We start from the raw sequence: 15,995 nt of genomic DNA, 5'->3' as shown, positions 1-15,995 counted from the left end.
GTTCGAGCTCGAGCCCGACCCGGCGCACGCCTCCGAGGTCGAGGTCACCTTCACCCCGCAGGGCGGCGGCACCCGGGTCGAGCTGGTGCACCGGCACCTGGACCGGCACGGCGAGACCTGGCCGGAGCTGATGCGCGCGGTCGGCTCCGAGGGCGGCTGGCCCGGCATGCTCCGGAGGTACGCCGGCGCAGTAGAGGTTCCGCCGGTCCGGGCCTCGGTCACCGTGGCCGCGCCGGTCGAGAAGGCCTGGCGGGTCTACACCGAGGGCTACGGCAGCTGGTATCCGAAGGGCCACTTCCTCGGCGACGGCCCGGCCGAGACCGTGATCATCGAGCCGTACGAGGGCGGCCGCTGGTACGAGAAGCAGGCCGACGGCAGCGACCCGGAGTGGGGCCGGGTGCTGGCCTGGGAGCCACCGGGCCGGCTGCTGCTGGCCTGGGCGGTCGGCGGGGACTGGAAGCCGGACCCGGACCCGGCGCACTGGTCCGAGGTCGAGGTGCTGTTCTCCGAGGTACCCGGCGGCACCCGGGTGGACCTGGAGCACCGCTACCTCGGGCGGCACGGCGACGGGGCCCGGTCGATCCTTGCCGGAGTGTCCGATCCGGACCAGGGACACCCTTTCTACCTGCGGCTATACGTTGCCGCTGCCGAAGGGCGGACCCAGGACTGAGCCGTTCGGCGGCAGTCGGACGGGCGAGCGGCGGCGTGGGGCGCCGCCGATCAACGTCAGTGCCCGCAACATCTCCGCCCGCAACGCGCTGCAGGTCTTCCTGGTGGTGAACGGGAAGACCGTGCCCGGCAAGGCGGCGCGGGTGGTGTCGATCGCGCCGAAGACCACCGGAACGGTGGCCGGGCTGAGCTGGACCCGGGGCCGGACCGTCGTGGTCTGGAACCAGAACGTGCTCAACGGCAGGAACGTCGGCGCCACGGTGCAGGTCACCTCGATCACCGTCGGCTGATCGCCTGTCGGGGGCCGTGCGGGGGACGGCCGCGGCGCGCTGGCCGGGGCCGGGCCCGCCCTCGTACGGTCGGGGTATGACGACGGCGATGGACGCCCCGGTCGAGCGGCCCCCGGGCCCGGAGCTGGGCCGGCTCGAGCTGGTCCGGCTGCTGCGCTCCCGCCAGCTGACCGACTACCTGGACCGGGCCGCCGGGGTCGCGCCCGAGCTGGCGCACTTCCGGATCGGCCGCGAGCACGCCTATCTGGTCGGGACGCCGGAGCTCGTACGGGAGCTGTTCGGGCCGCTCGGGCGGGCCGGACAGAAGGGCCGCGGCCTGCAGAACACCCGGATGCTGCTGGGCGAGGGGCTGCTCACCAGCGAGGGCGACCTGCACCGGCGGCAGCGGCGGCTGATCCAGCCCGCGTTCCACGGCAGCCGGGTCGCCGCGTACGGGCAGCTGATGCGGACCGCGGCGGCGCAGCTGCCGGAGCGGGCGGGCTGGCGGGACGGCGTGGTCCGGGACATGTCGGCCGACATGGCCGAGCTGACCCTGCGCATCGTCGGCGAGACGCTGTTCGCGGCCGATCTCACCGACGACTCGACCGCGGTCTCCGGCGCGCTGGCCGAGCTGCTGGGCCGGTTCCAGCGGGTGATGCTGCCGGGCGGGGTGTGGCTCAACCGGCTGCCGCTGCCCTCCACCCGCAAGCTGCTGGGCGCGATCGCCGAGCTCGACACCGTCGTCGCCCGGCTGATCGCCGAGCACCGCGCGGACCCGCGCGAGGACACCGTGCTGGCGATGCTGCTCGCGGCCCGGGACGAGCACGGCGACCCGATGCCGGACAAGCAGGTCCGGGACGAGGTGCTCACGCTCATGCTGGCCGGGCACGAGACCACGGCCAACGCGCTGGCCTGGACCTGGCTGCTGCTGCACCAGAACCCGGCGGCAGCGGCCGCGCTGCACGCGGAGGTGGACGCCGCGCCGGCCGGAGCCGAGCTGCGCGACCTGCCCTGCACCCGGGCGGTGGTGGCCGAGTCGATGCGGCTCTACCCGCCGGCCTGGGTGGTCGGCCGCCGGATGGTCACCGACGTCCGGATGGCGGGCTGGGACATCCCGGCCGGCTCGCTGGTGCTGGCCTCGCAGTGGGTGACCCAGCGGGACCCGCGGTGGTGGCCGGACGCGCGGGCGTTCCGGCCGGAGCGCTGGCTCGGCCCGGACGGGTACGACGAGGCCGCGCCGGGCCAGCCGCGGGGGGCGTACTTCCCCTTCGGGATGGGGCGGCGGGTCTGCATCGGCGAGTCGTTCGCCTGGACCGAGGCGGTGCTGGCGCTGGCCGCGCTGAGCCGGGACTGGGCCGCGGCGCTGGTTCCCGGGCATCCGGTGGCGCTGCGGCCGGCGGTCACGCTGCGTCCACTGAACGGGCTGAAGATGACCCTGCACGACCGTCGCGGCGGAGTTTCCGACGACGTCCGCAGGTGACGCCGGCGCCGGCCGCACGCGGTGCGCATCCGCGGGCGACCGGCAGATGGCACCGCTACGGTGCGAGGTCGACGGCCTCGCCGAACGTCCAGTGCGTACCCCGTGTGGTGGTCATGTCTGCCTCCTGACCGGCGAAGAGAGACTGAATGTCTCAATCTCGACACAGTATGGAACCCGACAGAGGGCCCTGCGGTCACCCGTTACGGTGGCGACGGAGAGTCGTTCTTCACACCGTTCCATTACGGAGCGTTAGGATTCATTTCGGTCGCAGTTTTCACTCAGCGTGTGAGTTGTTTGACCGCGCAGCGTGGCGAGGGCCACCCTCTGATATCGCGCGCTTCACCCGAACGGTGTAGCAAGCTTGATCCTTGACTACAGAGCGAAGAACGACGCCGGGCCCTCGTCCTCGGACGAGGGGCCCGGCGCGCGGTGTCCCCGGCGTTGGCCCGCCGATTGGTTCACCAAGGGGTGGAAACCACCCCGAAGCGCGCTACCCATTCCAGTCGGCACGCGCAAGGCAAGGATGGTGCATCTTGATGACTTCGTCATCAGTACGGGAGTTTCCGCCGCTCTCCCCCGAGCGGCACCCAGAACTGAACCCCCAGCTCACGGCCGTGGTTCCGTGGCCGAGGACCGCTGCCAACACGTTGCACCCGGTAGGTGGAGACGACGTCCCGGGTGATGATCTCCGACTCTGCGGTCGCCCCGACTGCGCCGAGCCGGCCCGCGAGCGCCGCGGCCGCACCGGCCGCCCGTCGGAGTACTGCTCGGACCGCTGCCGCACGCTGGCGAGCCGGTCCCGGGCGGCGCTGCGCCGGGCCGCCCTGCGCGCGACCCGGCAGCGCGTGTCGGCCGCGGGCGGCCAGGGCCAGACCCGCTTCGGCACCACGCTCACCGACGGCCTGCGGACGACCGGGCTGACGCTGGAGGAGATGAGCCTGCTCCTGCGCACCGACCATGACGTGTACGTCAGCCCCTCCGCGATCAGCAACTGGACCCACGGCCGGCTTCCCCGCCGGACCCCCGACGACGAACGCCGCACGGCCGCGATCGAGCAGGTGCTCAAGCAGCCGGCCGGCGAGATGCGCTTCCTGCTCGAGCGCGACCGGGCCAACCGGCGCCGCGGGCTGCTGCCGGCCGGGCCGGGGCCGCGCCGCCCGAACGGCGAGGAGGACCCGGTCCGGGACCTGCGCGAGCGGATGGTCAAGGTCGGCGGCTCCGACGCGTACGCGGTGATCGCGGTCGAGGAGCGGGTGCTGATCGGCGAGGACCACAAGGAGTACAAGCGGACGGTCCGGCTGCGGCTGCGGGCGCTGGACGAGCACACCGACTGCTACCGGCTGGTCTACACGCCCGACGACGGCGAGTCGACGTCCGCGATCCTGGCCCGGCGCAACTGCCGCCGGGGCCGCGAGCTGGTCGGTCCGGGCGGGCTGGCCGGCATCGAGCTGCTCTTCGACCGCGTGCTGGAGAAGGGCGAGGCGTACGAGTTCGACTACCAGGAGGTCGTCGAGCACTCGGGCGAGCCGCAGTGCTGGGTCCGGCGCGGCGTCGGGCACTCCTCGGTGGACCTGCTCAAGACCGTGGTCCGCTTCGCCGTGCCGCCGGCCCGGGTGTGGGCCTGCCGCTGGGACAAGCGCGGCGAGCACCCGATCGACCTGGTCCCGGTCGCCCTCGACGGCGACACCGTGACACTGCTGCTGCAGCATCCCTCCCCCGGCCTGCACGGGCTCACCTGGAGCTGGTGACGGCCGCCCGGCCCCGATGACGTAGGGATTTCGCGCTCGGCGCAACGACGAGGGCGTTGGGTGCACGGGGCCGGAGCCCGACGTACGGTCGTCGGGTGAGTACCCCGCCCCCCATCCACACCCTCGGCGCCCTGCGCGCCTCCGGCCACGTGCACCGCGGCGTCAAGGCCGAGATCCGGGAGAACCTGCTGGCCCGCCTCGCGGCCGGCGAGCCGTCCCTGCCCGGCATCGTCGGCTTCGAGGACACCGTCGTGCCCGAGGTCGAGCGGGCCCTGCTGGCCGGGCACGACATGGTCCTGCTCGGCGAGCGCGGCCAGGGCAAGACCCGCCTGATCCGCACCCTCGGCGGCCTGCTCGACGAGTGGACCCCGGTCATCGACGGCAGCGAGCTGAACGAACACCCGTACGCGCCGATCACGGTCTGGGGCCACCGCATCGTGGCCGAGCAGGGCGAGGACACCCCGGTCGCCTGGAAGCACCGCTCCGAGCGGTACGGCGAGAAGCTCGCCACCCCGGACACCAGCGTCGGCGACCTCATCGGCGACGTGGACCCGATCAAGGTCGCCGAGGGCCGCACCCTGGGCGACCCCGAGACCGTGCACTACGGCCTGGTGCTGCGGACCAACCGCGGCATCTTCTCCGTCAACGAGCTGCCCGACCTCGCCGAGCGGATCCAGGTCGCGCTGCTGAACGTGCTGGAGGAGCGGGACGTCCAGGTCCGCGGCTACCAACTGCGGCTGCCGCTGGACCTGCTGCTGGTCGCGTCGGCCAACCCCGAGGACTACACGTCCCGCGGCCGGATCATCACCCCGCTCAAGGACCGCTTCGGCGCCGAGGTGCGGACGCACTACCCGCTGGAGCTCTCCGACGAGATCGAGCTGATCCGGCAGGAGGCCGCGCTGGTCTGGGACGTCGACGGGGCGCACGCCGCGCCGGTCGTCCCGGACCACGTCATCGAGGTGGTCGCCCGGTTCACCCGGGCGGTCCGCGAGGCGCCCCAGGTCGACCAGCGCTCCGGCGTCTCGGCCCGCTTCGCGATCGCCGCGGTCGAGACGGTGGCCGCGAGCGCGGTCCGCCGGGCCGCGGTGACCGGCGAGCCGCTGGCCGTCGCCCGCATCTGCGACCTGCCCGCGGTGGTGCCGGCCTCGCGCGGCAAGGTCGAGTTCGAGGACGCCGACGAGGGCCGCGAGAACGAGGTGCTGGAGCACCTGCTGCGCCGGGCGACCGCGGACACGTTCCGGGCCCGGCTGGCCGGGCAGGACCTCTCCGCCCTGCAGTCGAAGTTCGACGAGGGTCTGTCGGTGGAGACCGGCGACCTGATCCCGGCCGACGAGCTGCTGCGCCAGGTCGGCACGTTCCCGACGCTGGCCGCGCTGCTCGGCCGGCTGGAGCCGGCCTCCGGGCCGGAGGGCGCCTCGGCCGTCGGGCTCGCCGCCGCCGCGGTCGAGTTCGCGCTGGAGGGACTCCACCTGCTGCGCCGGCTGGCCAAGGACGACGTCGGCGGCGGCCGCACCGTGTACGGGAACTAGGGAGTCATGGCCTACAAGTACGGCGCGTGGCACGGCGGGCGCGACCCGCTGGAGCCGCCGTTCGACGTCCGGCAGGCGCTGGACGAGATCGGCGACGACGTGCTGGCCGGCGCGTCCCCGAGCGACGCGCTGCGCCGGCTGCTGCAGCAGGGTTCCGACGGCCTGCGCGGGCTGGACGAGCTGCGCCGCAAGGTGCGGCAGAAGGCCCGGCAGGCCCGGCGCCGCGGCCGCCTGGACGGCACCCTGGAACAGGTCCGGGAGCTGCTGGACCGGGCCCTGGCGGCGGAGAAGCGGGAGCTGTTCCCGGACCCGGACGACTCGGCCCGCTTCGCCGAGGCCCAGCTGGATGCGCTGCCGAACGACCCGGCCCGGGCCGTCCGGGAGCTCTCCGAGTACCCGTGGCGCTCGGACGAGGCCCGGCAGACGTACGAGGAGATCAAGGACCTGCTGCGCCGGGAGGTGCTGGACAGCCAGTTCCGCGGCATGCGGGACGCGCTGCGCGGTGCCTCCCAGGAGGACATGGCCCGGGTCCGGGAGATGGTCTCGGCGCTGAACGACATGCTCGAGGCCGACGCCCGCGGCGAGCACACCCAGGAGCAGTTCGACCGGTTCATGGAGCAGTACGGGGAGTTCTTCCCGGAGAACCCGGCCGACCTGGCCGAGCTGGTCGACACGCTGGCCCGCCGGGCCGCGGCCCAGCAGCGGCTGATGGACAGCCTGTCCGACGCCCAGCGGCAGGAGCTGTCCGACCTGATGGCCGGCGCGATGGGCGACGAGGGCCTGGCCAACGAGATGTCCCGGCTGCAGCAGGGCCTGCGCTCGGCCCGGCCGGACCTGCGCTGGGGCGGCCGGGAGCGGATGGACGGCGACCGGCCGATGGGCCTCGGCGACGCGACCAGCGCGCTGCAGGAGATCGCCGACCTGGAAGAGCTGGACTCGATGCTCGACCAGGACTACCCGGGCGCGTCCCTGGACGACGTCGACCCCGAGCTGGTCGAGCGGGCGCTCGGCCGGGCCGCGGTCGACGACGTGGAGGCGCTGCGCCGGATCGAGCGGGAGCTGCAGCGGCAGGGCTTCCTGAACCGGACCGGCGGGCAGCTGGAACTGACCGCACGGGCGGTCCGGCGGCTCGGTGCGACCGCGCTGCGCCGGGTGTTCTCGGTGCTGGACTCCGGCGGCCGGGGCACCCACGACGTACGGGACGCGGGCGCGGCCGGCGAGCCGACCGGATCCTCCCGCGGCTGGGAGTACGGCGACGAGCAGCCGCTGGACGTCGTCCGTACGGTCCGCAACGCCGTGCTGCGGACCGGGCCGACGCGGGGCCGGGTGACGCTCTCGGTCGAGGACTTCGAGGTGGTGGAGACCGAGCGGCGGACGTCGGCGACGGTCGCGCTGCTGGTCGACCTGTCGTACTCGATGGCGTTGCGCGGGACCTGGGGCGCGGCCAAGTCGACGGCGCTGGCCCTGCACTCGCTGGTGACCACGGCGTACCCGCAGGACAAGATCGAGATCATCGGGTTCTCCAACTACGCCCGGGTGATCTCGCCGACCGAGCTGGCCGGGCTGTCCTGGGACATGGTGCAGGGCACCAACCTGCAGCACGCGCTGATGCTGGCGCGGCGGCACCTGGACCGGTACCGGGACGGCGAGCCGGTGATCATGGTGGTCACCGACGGCGAGCCGACCGCGCACCTGGCCCGGGACGGCCGGCCCGAGTTCGCCTGGCCGCCGCTGCCGGAGACGCTCGCGGTCACGCTGGCCGAGGTCGAGCGGTGCACCCGCCGCGGCGCCACGATCAACGTGTTCATGCTCGACGAGGAGCCGGCGCTGGTGCGGTTCGTGGAGGAGCTGGCCCGGCGCAACGGCGGCCGGGTCTTCTCGCCCCGGCCCGAGAAGCTCGGCGAGTACGTCGTCAGCGACTACCTGCGCGCCCGCCGAGGACGCCGCCGCGCGGGCTGACTCGCTCATCCCGGGAGCCGGCCCCGGGGCCCGCCCCGCCCGGCCGAGTCGACCCCGCGGGGGTCCGGCGGCGTCCCCCGGATCCCCGGGGCCCGCCCTGCCCGCCGAGTCGACCCCGCGGGGTCGGGGGGCGGCCCCGGGACCCCCGGGCCCGGCCGAGTCGACCCGCGGGCGGCGGACTAGGCTGCCCGCCCGTGAAGGCGTTGCTGGTCGTCCATGTCGTGCTGGCCATCTTCCTGATCGGCCCGCTGGTGGCCGCGGTCAACCAGGTGCCGCGGGTGCTGCGCGGCGGCGAGGCGTCCGCCGGCGCGCTGCCGGTGCTCACCCGCATGGTCACCGTGTACGGCTGGGCCTCGCTGCTCGTCGGCCTGCTCGGCTTCGGCCTGGTGCACGACTACGCGTCGTTCTCCGACGGCTGGCTGATCGTCTCGATCGTGCTGTGGGTCGTGGCCAGCGGGCTGATCCTCAGCCTGGTCGTGCCGCTGCTGAACACCGCCGCGAAGCGGGACACGGCCGCGCTGGCGCCCCGGCTCGCCGCGGCCGGCGGCGTCGCCAGCCTCTGCTACGTCGTGATCGCGATCCTCATGGTCTGGCGGCCCTAGAACCTCTCGGACGCCGAGCCGCCGGGTCCCCGCCGTTGCCGGACGCGGACCGGCTGGTGCTGTGCGCGTACCGGAACGGGAAGCCGAGCGGGACCCGGACGGCCGTCGGCGACGAGACCCGGACCGACGTGAGCCGGCTCAACGCCACGCCGCCCGCCGGGACCTGCGCCCGACGTGTGGGCGCCCGCCGGCAACTGGAGATTCCGGCGGTCACCCCGCGACGGTGTCGTCCGGGTCTTCGCGGACCTGGCCGACTGCGTCCTGCGTCACAGCGGCGGCACCGTGCAGCTGGACGGCACCCTGCTGCAGAGCCTCTACGACCGGGCCAACCGCTGACGCCGTGTGCTCTTCGCCTCACCGCCTGGCAGAATCAAGGGCGTGCCCGCCGGACCCGCTCGATCCCGTCGCCCTCGGCTCCTCCCGGCCGCCTTGCTCGCCTCGGCGCTCGTGGTGGCCGCGGGCGGTGGCGTGCTCGTCGCGACCGGCGCGTCGGCCCAGCAGACCACCGATGCCTGCGCCGACGGCAGTGAGTACGTGACGGTCCGGCCGGTCGTGGACGACAGCGACGGCTGGAAGCCGGCCATGCCGACGGGGCCGACGCTGGCCGGCTGCGTGAACTCCGACCAGCTCGACAAGGCCGCCCAGCAGACGGCCAACCCGCGCGGCTGAGCCCCGCTAGGACAGCGCCTGGGTCAGGTCGGCCAGCAGGTCCTCGATCGACTCGATCCCGACCGACAGCCGGACCAGGTCGGCCGGCACCTCCAGCGGCGACCCGCTGACCGAGGCGTGCGTCATCCGGGCCGGGTGCTCGATGAGCGACTCGACCCCGCCGAGCGACTCCCCCAGCGTGAACACCCGGGTCCGCTCGCAGACCCGCAGCGCCGCCTCCTCGCCGCCGGCGAGGGTGAAGGAGACCATCCCGCCGAAGCCACGCATCTGCTTGGCCGCCAGCTCGTGGCCGCGGTGGGTCGGCAGGCCCGGGTAGTAGACGGTCGTCACGGCCGGGTGCGCGACCAGCATCTCGGCCACCCGGGCCGCGTTCGCGCAGTGCCGGTCCATCCGTACGCCCAGGGTCTTCACCCCGCGCAGCACCAGCCAGCAGTCGAACGGCCCCGGCACGGAGCCCATCGCGTTCTGGTGGAAGCGCAGCCGCTCGGCCAGCTCGGCGTCGCCGACCACCAGCGCGCCGCCGACCACGTCCGAGTGCCCGCCGAGGTACTTGGTGGTCGAGTGCACGACGACGTCCGCGCCCAGCGCCAGCGGCTGCTGCAGGTACGGCGAGCCGAAGGTGTTGTCGACCACCAGCAGCAGGCCGTGCTCGCGGGCGATGCCGGCCAGCGCGGCGATGTCGGAGACCCCCAGCAACGGGTTGGTCGGCGTCTCGCACCAGAGCACCTTGGTGGCCGGCGTGACCGCCTCCCGGACCGCGTCCAGATCGGCCAGGTGCACCGGCGTGTACGAGACCCCCCAGCGCTCCAGCACCGTGGCGAAGATCCGGAAGCTGCCGCCGTACGCGTCGTCCGGGATCACCACGTGGTCGCCCGGCACCAGCACGGTCCGCAGCAGCGTGTCCTCGGCGGCCAGCCCGGAGGCGAAGGCCAGCCCGTGGGCACCGCCCTCGAGCGCGGCCAGGCACTCCTCCAGCGCGGTGCGGGTCGGGTTGGCCGACCGGCTGTACTCGTAGCCGCCGCGCAGCCCGCCGACCCCGTCCTGCTTGTACGTCGAGGTCTGGTGGATCGGCACCACCACCGACCCGGTCGTGGGGTCGGGCTCCTGCCCGGCATGGATGGCGAGGGTCTCGAAGCCGTGTGTCACCCGCGCGAATCTACTCCGGCCGGGCCCCGGGGTGCGGGGCCCCGGTGGGTGCCGGTGACTGTCCGACCGATCCTTGGCGCCGCCTCAGCGTGATCACCGGTAGCCGGCCGCCTGGAGGGTGAACAGCTCGGCGTACCGGCCGCCGGCGGCCATCAGCTCGTCGTGGTCGCCGGCCTCGACCAGCCGGCCCTGGTGCAGCACGTAGATCCGGTCCACGTGCCGGACGTTGGCCAGCCGGTGGCTCACCAGCACCGTGGTCCGGTCCTGCCCGCGCGAGCGCAGCTGCGCGAACAACGCGTGCTCGGCCCGGGCGTCCAGCGCGGCCGACGGCTCGTCGCAGATCAGCAGCGGCGCGTCGCGGAAGGTGGCCCGGGCAGCGGCGAGGCGCTGCCACTCTCCGCCGGAGAGCTCCTGGCCGCCGACGAACGTCCGGTCCAGCAGCGTGTCGTAGCCCCGGGTGAGCGCGCGGATCATCGCGTCGGCGCCGACCACGGTGGCCGCCGCGACCGCCCGGCGGCCGTCCGCGTCGGGCCGCTCGACGTCGCCGACCTGGACGTTCTCCCGGGCCGTGAACGGCCACCGCAGCACGTCCTGACCGACCACGGCGATGTGCCGGCGCAGCGCGTCGCGGGGCAGCTCCCCGACCGGCACGCCGTCCCAGCGCACGGTGCCGGAGTCCGGCGCCCACAGCATCGCCAGCAGCCGGGCCACCGTGGTCTTGCCGGAGCCGTTCTCGCCGACCAGCGCGATCGTCTCCCCGGCCCGTACGGTCAGGCTCAGGTCCTCGACCGCCGTCCGGGCCGAGCCCGGGTACCGCAGCCCGACCCGCTCCAGCGTCAGCTCCGCGAACGGGCCGGGTGCGGGCCGGGTCGGCGCGGCCGGCAGCCGGGCCGCGGCCCGGGCGGCGAAGTCGCTGTAGTCGGCGAAGTAGAGCGCCTCCTCGTAGAGCGTGTTGACCGCGAGCACGGCCAGCTGCAGCGAGCCCCGGACGGTCTGCAGCGCCACCACGCCGGAGGCCGCCGCCGCCAGCGGCACCCGCCCGGTCGCGATGAGCAGCCCGAGCACGGTCCAGACCCCGACGCCGGCCACCCCGGACAGGGCCGCGCCGACCGCCCGGCTGACCGTCTGGCCCCGCACGACCTCGAGGTCGGCCTCGATCTCCGCCGTGATCACGGCCCGGTGCTGGTCCAGCAGGAACCCCCGCATCCCGTACGTACGCAGCTCGGCGGCGGTGTCGCGCTCGGCCATGAGCCGCTCCAGCACCCACATCCGGCGGCGCCGGGCGATCCGGCGGAACAGGCTGGCGTACTGGATCCGGGCGGCGCGGACCGAGGCCCAGCCGACCGGGGCGACGGCCAGCACCATGAGCGGCACCAGCAGCGGGTGCACGACGAACAGCGCGGACATCGCCGCGATCACGCCGACGAGCGCGGAGAGCAGGTCGACCCCCTCCCGGACCAGCGTGCCGGCCGACTGGGTGCCGCGCTCGCTGGCCCGCTGCATCTCATCGGCGAACCCGGGGTCGTCGAAGGCGGCCACCTCGACGCTGGTGGTGAGCTCGACGAACCGGACCTCGGCGACGGCCAGCACCCGCGGCTCCAGCCGGGCCTGGGCCCAGCCGGCGGCCGTACCCAGGGCCGAGCGCAGGCCGAGCGCCGCGGCCACCGTGAGCAGGGCCGGCAGTGCCGAGCGGACCCGGTCCGCGGTCGGGCCGGCGGTGAGCAGCGCGGCCGCGACGTTGGTCGTGGCGAGCACGCCCACCGCGGTGAACGCGCCGCCGGTGACGGTCAGCACGACCGCGAGCACGGTGTCCCGGCGCGACGCCCACCAGCCGAGCCGGGCCGCCCCGGCCAGCAGGGCCGGCAGCCGGCGCAGCATCGACAGGAACGACGTACCGGTCACCGTCTCCCCGTGCCCGAGCCAGCTCGGCGTGCTGAGTGGGGCCGTCGCCGACCGGGTCGGCTCCTCCGCGTCCGGCACCGGACCGGCTCAGTCCGTGTACAGGGACTCGATGACCTCGGCGTAGCCGGACAGGACGCCGCGGCGCTTGAGCTTCATGGTCGCGGTCAGCTGGGGCGAGTCCGGCAGCCACTCGTCGGCCAGCACGGCGAACCTCTTGATCCCCTCGACCTGGGAGACCCGCCGGTTGATCTCGGCCACGCCGCGCTCCAGCTCGGCCCGGACCTCCGGCGAGGCGGCCAGGTCGCCGGGCACGCCCTCCCGCGCGGCCCAGCCCGGCGCCACCTCGGGGTCGAGCACGAGCAGCGCGACCAGGTAGCGCCGCCCGTCGCCGATCACGCAGGCCTGGCCGACCAGCGGCAGCGACTTCAGCAGCGCCTCCAGGTTCGCCGGCGAGATGTTCTTGCCGCCGGCGGTGATGATCAGCTCCTTCTTCCTGTCCACAATGGACAGATAGCCGGCCGCGTCGATGGTGCCGATGTCGCCGGTGTGCAGCCAGCCCTCGGCGTCGAAGGTCTCGGCGCTGCGCTCGGGGTCGTCGAGGTAGCCGGGCGAGATGATCGCGCCGCGGGCGAGCACCTCGCCGTCCGGGCCGAGCCGGACCTCGACCCCGGGCAGCGGCCGGCCGACCGTCCCGGGCCTGACCCGGTACGGGTCCCAGGTCATCCCGCCGGTGTTCTCGCTCATCCCGTACACCTCGGAGAACGGGAGGCCGATCGAGCGCAGGTAGTGCATGACGTCGACCGGGAGCGGGGCCGCGCCGGAGAAGCAGTACGTCAGCCGGTCCAGGCCCATCCGTTCCCGCAGCGGCGCGAACACCGCGGCGTCGAGCTTGGCCCAGGCCGCGGCCAGCTCCGGCGGCAGCGGCTCGTCCGCGGCCCGCAGCTGCGCGACCTGGTGGCCGACCTCCCGGGCCTGGTCGAACCCGGCCGCCCGCTCCGGCCCGGCCGCCGCGACCGCGACCTGCACGCCCGCCTTGAGCTTCTCGAACACCCGCGGCGGACCGAACAGGTCGGTCGGCCGGACCAGGGCCAGGTACGCCCCCAGCTCGGCCTGGTCCGGGCAGCAGCTGACCGTCGAGCACTGCCAGAGCCAGCCGTAGTGGGTGACCATCCGCTCGGCGATGTGCGCCATCGGCAGGTACGACACCGTGCGGCGGTCGGACGTGGGGCCGACCAGCTCGGAGTAGGCGGCGCACTGCGCGTGCACGTTGGCGTGGGTGAGGATCACGCCCTTGGGCGGCCCGGTGGTGCCGGAGGTGTAGATGACCGTGGCCAGATCGGCCGGCTGCACCGCGGCGGCGGCGGCGGCCAGGTCGACGGGCTCGTCGCCGTACAGGTCGGCGAGCAGGGACACGTCCTGCGGGCGCAGGCCGTCCGGGTCGTCGGCGACCACGATCGCGCGCAGTTCCGGCAGCTGGTCGCGGACCTTGAGCAGCCGCTCCAGGAACTCGACGTCCTCGACCACCGCGATCCGGGACCGGCTGTGCCCGCAGAGCTGGGCGACCTGCTCGGGCGAGGAGGAGTTGTAGATCGACACCGGGGTGCCGCCGGCCAGCACGGCGCCGAGGTCGGCGACGTGGAACTCGGGCCGGTTGCGCAGGAACAGCAGGACCCGGTCGCCGCGCTCGAGGCCGAGGCGGGTGAACGCGGCCGCGAGCCGGGCGGACCGGTCGCCGACCTCGGCCCAGGTCCACTCCTCCAGCCCCGAGCCGTCCGGGTTCTGCCGCCGCAGGGCGGTCTCCGCACCGGACTCCTCGACGTTGCGGACCAACCACGCCGGGACCGTCGCGCCGGCATCAGCTTCCGTCACGCCCCACCCCTCCCTGTGACCCCCCTCACAAACTATCGACCCACCCTCACCAACGGGAGCCCTCCCACCCACTCGTCGGAAGACCGTCAGCCGCCGATCGTCCCGGAACACCGTTGCGACGTGGTCGAGCGCGGCGGGATCGCGTGCAGGCTGTTGCGTGCGCGGTGGGGCAGTTGGCGGGAGCGGTTCCTGCGGCCGGGCACGGGCTGCGTGGTGGGTGAGCCAGGATGCTGGGGTGGACGACAGGGATCTGGAGTGGTTGCGACGGTGTGTGGAGCTCGCGGGCGAGGCCGTCGACGCGGGTGACTTCCCGTTCGGGTCGGTGCTGGTCGACGGCGCCGGCCGGCCGCGGGCCGAGGACCGCAACCGGGAGGTCTCGCTCGCGGACGCGACCCGGCACCCGGAGTTCGAGCTGGCCCGCTGGGCCGCCGCGCACCTGACCGCGGCCGAGCGCCGGGACGCGACCGTCTACACCTCCGGCGAGCACTGCCCGATGTGCTCGGCCGCGCACGCCTGGGTCGGCCTCGGCCGGGTCGTGTACGTGATGTCCTCGGCCCAGCTGACCGACCTGCTCACCGCGCTCGGCGTCGGCCCGTCCCCGGTCCGCCCGCTGGCGATCACCCAGATCGCCCCGGGCCTGACCGTGGAAGGGCCCGCACCCGAGCTCGTCGACCGGGTCGCGGCGCTGCACCGGCGCTTCCGGGAGCGGTGACGGGAAGCTCTAACGGGACAGGTGCTGGAGCAGGTCCTGCCGGGTGAGGACGCCGGTCGGCCGCCCGCCCACCAGCACGACCGCCGCGTCCGCCTTCTCCAGCGCGGTCACCACCGCGTCCACCGGCTCGCCCGCGCCGACCAGCGGCAGCGGCGGCGACATGTGCCGCTCCAGCGGGTCGGCCAGCCGCGCGTGCCCGGTGAACAGCAGCTCCAGCAGGTCCCGCTCGACCACCGACCCGACCACCTCGGCGATCGCCACCGGCGGCTCGGCCTGGACCACCGGCATCTGCGAGACGTGGTACTCGCGCAGGATGTCGATCGCCTCCCGCACCGTGTCGTGCGGGTGCGCGTGCACCAGCGACGGCAGCCCGTGCGACTTCTCCTCCAGCACGTCGCCGACGGTCGCCTGCGAGGCCGTACGGAGGAAGCCGTAGTCGGCCATCCAGTCGTCGTTGAAGATCTTCGACAGGTACCCGCGGCCGCCGTCCGGCAGCAGCACCACGATCACGTCCTCGGCCGTCGCCCGGGCCGCCACCCGCAGCGCCGCCCCGACCGCCATCCCGCAGGACCCGCCGACCAGCAGCCCCTCCTCGCGGGCCAGCCGCCGGGTCAGCTCGAAGGAGTCGGCGTCGCTGATCGCCTCGATCGTGTCGCAGATCCCCCGGTCGTACGTCTCCGGCCAGAAGTCCTCGCCCACGCCCTCGACCAGGTACGGCCGGCCCGAGCCGCCGGAGTACACCGACCCCTCGGGGTCCGCGCCGACGATGGTCACCTTCCCGTCGGAGACCTCCTTGAGGTAGCGGCCGGCGCCGCTGACGGTCCCGCCGGTGCCGAGCCCGGCGACGAAGTGGGTGATCCGGCCGGCCGTCTGCTCCCAGATCTCCGGGCCGGTCGTCTCGTAGTGCGAGCGCGGGTTGTTCACGTTCGCGTACTGGTTCGGCTTCCAGGCGCCCTCGATCTCGCGCACCAGCCGGTCGGAGGTGTTGTAGTACGAGTCGGGATGCTCGGGCGACAGCGCAGTCGGCGTCACCACGACCTCGGCGCCGTACGCGCGGAGCACGTTGATCTTGTCCTGGGAGACCTTGTCCGGGCAGACGAACACACACTTGTAGCCCCGGGTCTGCGCGACGATCGCCAGCCCGACACCGGTGTTGCCGCTGGTCGGTTCCACGATCGTGCCGCCCGGGCGCAGCTCGCCGGACCGCTCGGCCGCCTCGATCATCCGAAGCGCGATCCGGTCCTTCACCGAGCCACCAGGGTTGAAGTACTCGACCTTCGCCAGCACCAGCGGCGCCAGCCCCGCCGTCACCGCCGAGAGCTTCACCAGCGGGGTCCCCCCGATGAGCTCGACCATCGACCGGGCGTACTGCATCTCCATCACGCCAGGATGCCAGACGGGCCACCGGTCACCTGCCGGCGGCGGGGATCACTCGGAGATC

The 15,995-nt window shown here is 74.1% G+C and carries 14 protein-coding genes and 1 pseudogene; 11 read left to right on the top strand and 4 right to left on the bottom strand.

Going from position 1 to position 15,995, the window contains the following annotated elements; genetic code table 11:
* The 10 genes and pseudogenes from VGP36_14075 (at window position 1) to VGP36_14030 (ending at window position 8,925) form a co-directional block, all read left to right on the top strand.
* A pseudogene (locus VGP36_14075) lies at window positions 1-181 on the top strand (SRPBCC domain-containing protein).
* Window positions 167-670 (top strand): SRPBCC family protein, encoded by a 504-nt coding sequence (locus VGP36_14070; protein ID HEV7655842.1) that lies wholly within the window; start codon window positions 167-169, stop codon window positions 668-670. Before VGP36_14075 ends, VGP36_14070 begins: the two are co-directional and overlap by 15 nt.
* Window positions 639-959, top strand: a complete 321-nt coding sequence (locus VGP36_14065) for a hypothetical protein (protein HEV7655841.1) — start codon at window positions 639-641, stop codon at window positions 957-959. The genes VGP36_14070 and VGP36_14065 overlap by 32 nt, the downstream gene beginning before the upstream one ends.
* A 76-nt stretch (window positions 960-1,035) precedes the next feature.
* Window positions 1,036-2,418 carry a cytochrome P450 gene (locus VGP36_14060; GenBank protein HEV7655840.1) on the top strand — a complete coding sequence of 461 codons (1,383 nt, stop codon included), beginning with the start codon at window positions 1,036-1,038 and terminating at the stop codon, window positions 2,416-2,418.
* A 614-nt stretch (window positions 2,419-3,032) separates the two neighbouring features.
* Window positions 3,033-4,166, top strand: coding sequence for a hypothetical protein (locus VGP36_14055; protein ID HEV7655839.1), 1,134 nt, complete (start codon window positions 3,033-3,035; stop codon window positions 4,164-4,166).
* Window positions 4,167-4,261: 95 nt separating this feature from the next.
* The gene (locus VGP36_14050; GenBank protein HEV7655838.1) at window positions 4,262-5,695 is read left to right on the top strand and encodes a sigma 54-interacting transcriptional regulator; all 1,434 of its coding nucleotides are present in this window, start codon (window positions 4,262-4,264) and stop codon (window positions 5,693-5,695) included.
* A 6-nt stretch (window positions 5,696-5,701) separates the two neighbouring features.
* Window positions 5,702-7,654, top strand: a complete 1,953-nt coding sequence (locus tag VGP36_14045) for a VWA domain-containing protein (protein ID HEV7655837.1) — start codon at window positions 5,702-5,704, stop codon at window positions 7,652-7,654.
* Between the two features lie 194 nt (window positions 7,655-7,848).
* Entirely contained in the window at window positions 7,849-8,256 is a 408-nt protein-coding gene (locus VGP36_14040) for a hypothetical protein (GenBank protein HEV7655836.1), read from the top strand.
* A gap of 174 nt (window positions 8,257-8,430) precedes the next feature.
* Window positions 8,431-8,592, top strand: coding sequence for a hypothetical protein (locus tag VGP36_14035; GenBank protein HEV7655835.1), 162 nt, complete (start codon window positions 8,431-8,433; stop codon window positions 8,590-8,592).
* A gap of 93 nt (window positions 8,593-8,685) precedes the next feature.
* Window positions 8,686-8,925, top strand: a complete 240-nt coding sequence (locus tag VGP36_14030; protein HEV7655834.1) for a hypothetical protein — start codon at window positions 8,686-8,688, stop codon at window positions 8,923-8,925.
* 6 nt (window positions 8,926-8,931) lie between these two features.
* On the opposite strand, the gene VGP36_14025 is transcribed toward VGP36_14030, so the two are convergent.
* The 3 genes from VGP36_14025 to VGP36_14015 form a co-directional block, all read right to left on the bottom strand.
* Window positions 8,932-10,071 (bottom strand): cystathionine gamma-synthase, encoded by a 1,140-nt coding sequence (locus VGP36_14025; GenBank protein ID HEV7655833.1) that lies wholly within the window; start codon window positions 10,069-10,071, stop codon window positions 8,932-8,934.
* A 93-nt stretch (window positions 10,072-10,164) separates the two neighbouring features.
* Complete coding sequence (locus VGP36_14020) at window positions 10,165-12,051, bottom strand: ABC transporter ATP-binding protein (protein ID HEV7655832.1); 1,887 nt, start codon at window positions 12,049-12,051, stop codon at window positions 10,165-10,167.
* A 9-nt stretch (window positions 12,052-12,060) separates the two neighbouring features.
* Window positions 12,061-13,842, bottom strand: a complete 1,782-nt coding sequence (locus tag VGP36_14015) for an AMP-dependent synthetase/ligase (protein HEV7655831.1) — start codon at window positions 13,840-13,842, stop codon at window positions 12,061-12,063.
* A gap of 235 nt (window positions 13,843-14,077) precedes the next feature.
* Here VGP36_14015 and VGP36_14010 point away from each other — a divergent pair, with 235 nt between their 5' ends.
* Entirely contained in the window at window positions 14,078-14,554 is a 477-nt protein-coding gene (locus VGP36_14010) for a nucleoside deaminase (GenBank protein HEV7655830.1), read from the top strand.
* 9 nt (window positions 14,555-14,563) lie between these two features.
* Here VGP36_14010 and VGP36_14005 read toward each other — a convergent pair whose 3' ends face one another.
* Window positions 14,564-15,928 carry a cystathionine beta-synthase gene (locus tag VGP36_14005; GenBank protein HEV7655829.1) on the bottom strand — a complete coding sequence of 455 codons (1,365 nt, stop codon included), beginning with the start codon at window positions 15,926-15,928 and terminating at the stop codon, window positions 14,564-14,566.
* Between the last annotated feature and the right edge of the window lie 67 nt (window positions 15,929-15,995).

Source organism: Mycobacteriales bacterium, from assembly GCA_035995165.1.
Lineage (GTDB): Bacteria > Actinomycetota > Actinomycetes > Mycobacteriales > CADCTP01 > CADCTP01.
This window is presented reverse-complemented; position numbering and strand designations above follow the sequence as displayed.

Bases quoted from the DNA above. Each gene is read 5' to 3' on its own strand.
- VGP36_14005 (HEV7655829.1), bottom strand. From the start codon at position 15,928: ATGCAGTACGCCCGGTCGATGGTCGAGCTCATCGGGGGGACCCCGCTG.
- VGP36_14045 (HEV7655837.1), top strand. From the start codon at position 5,702: ATGGCCTACAAGTACGGCGCGTGGCACGGCGGGCGCGACCCGCTGGAG.
- VGP36_14070 (HEV7655842.1), top strand. From the start codon at position 167: ATGCTCCGGAGGTACGCCGGCGCAGTAGAGGTTCCGCCGGTCCGGGCC.
- VGP36_14060 (HEV7655840.1), top strand. From the start codon at position 1,036: ATGACGACGGCGATGGACGCCCCGGTCGAGCGGCCCCCGGGCCCGGAG.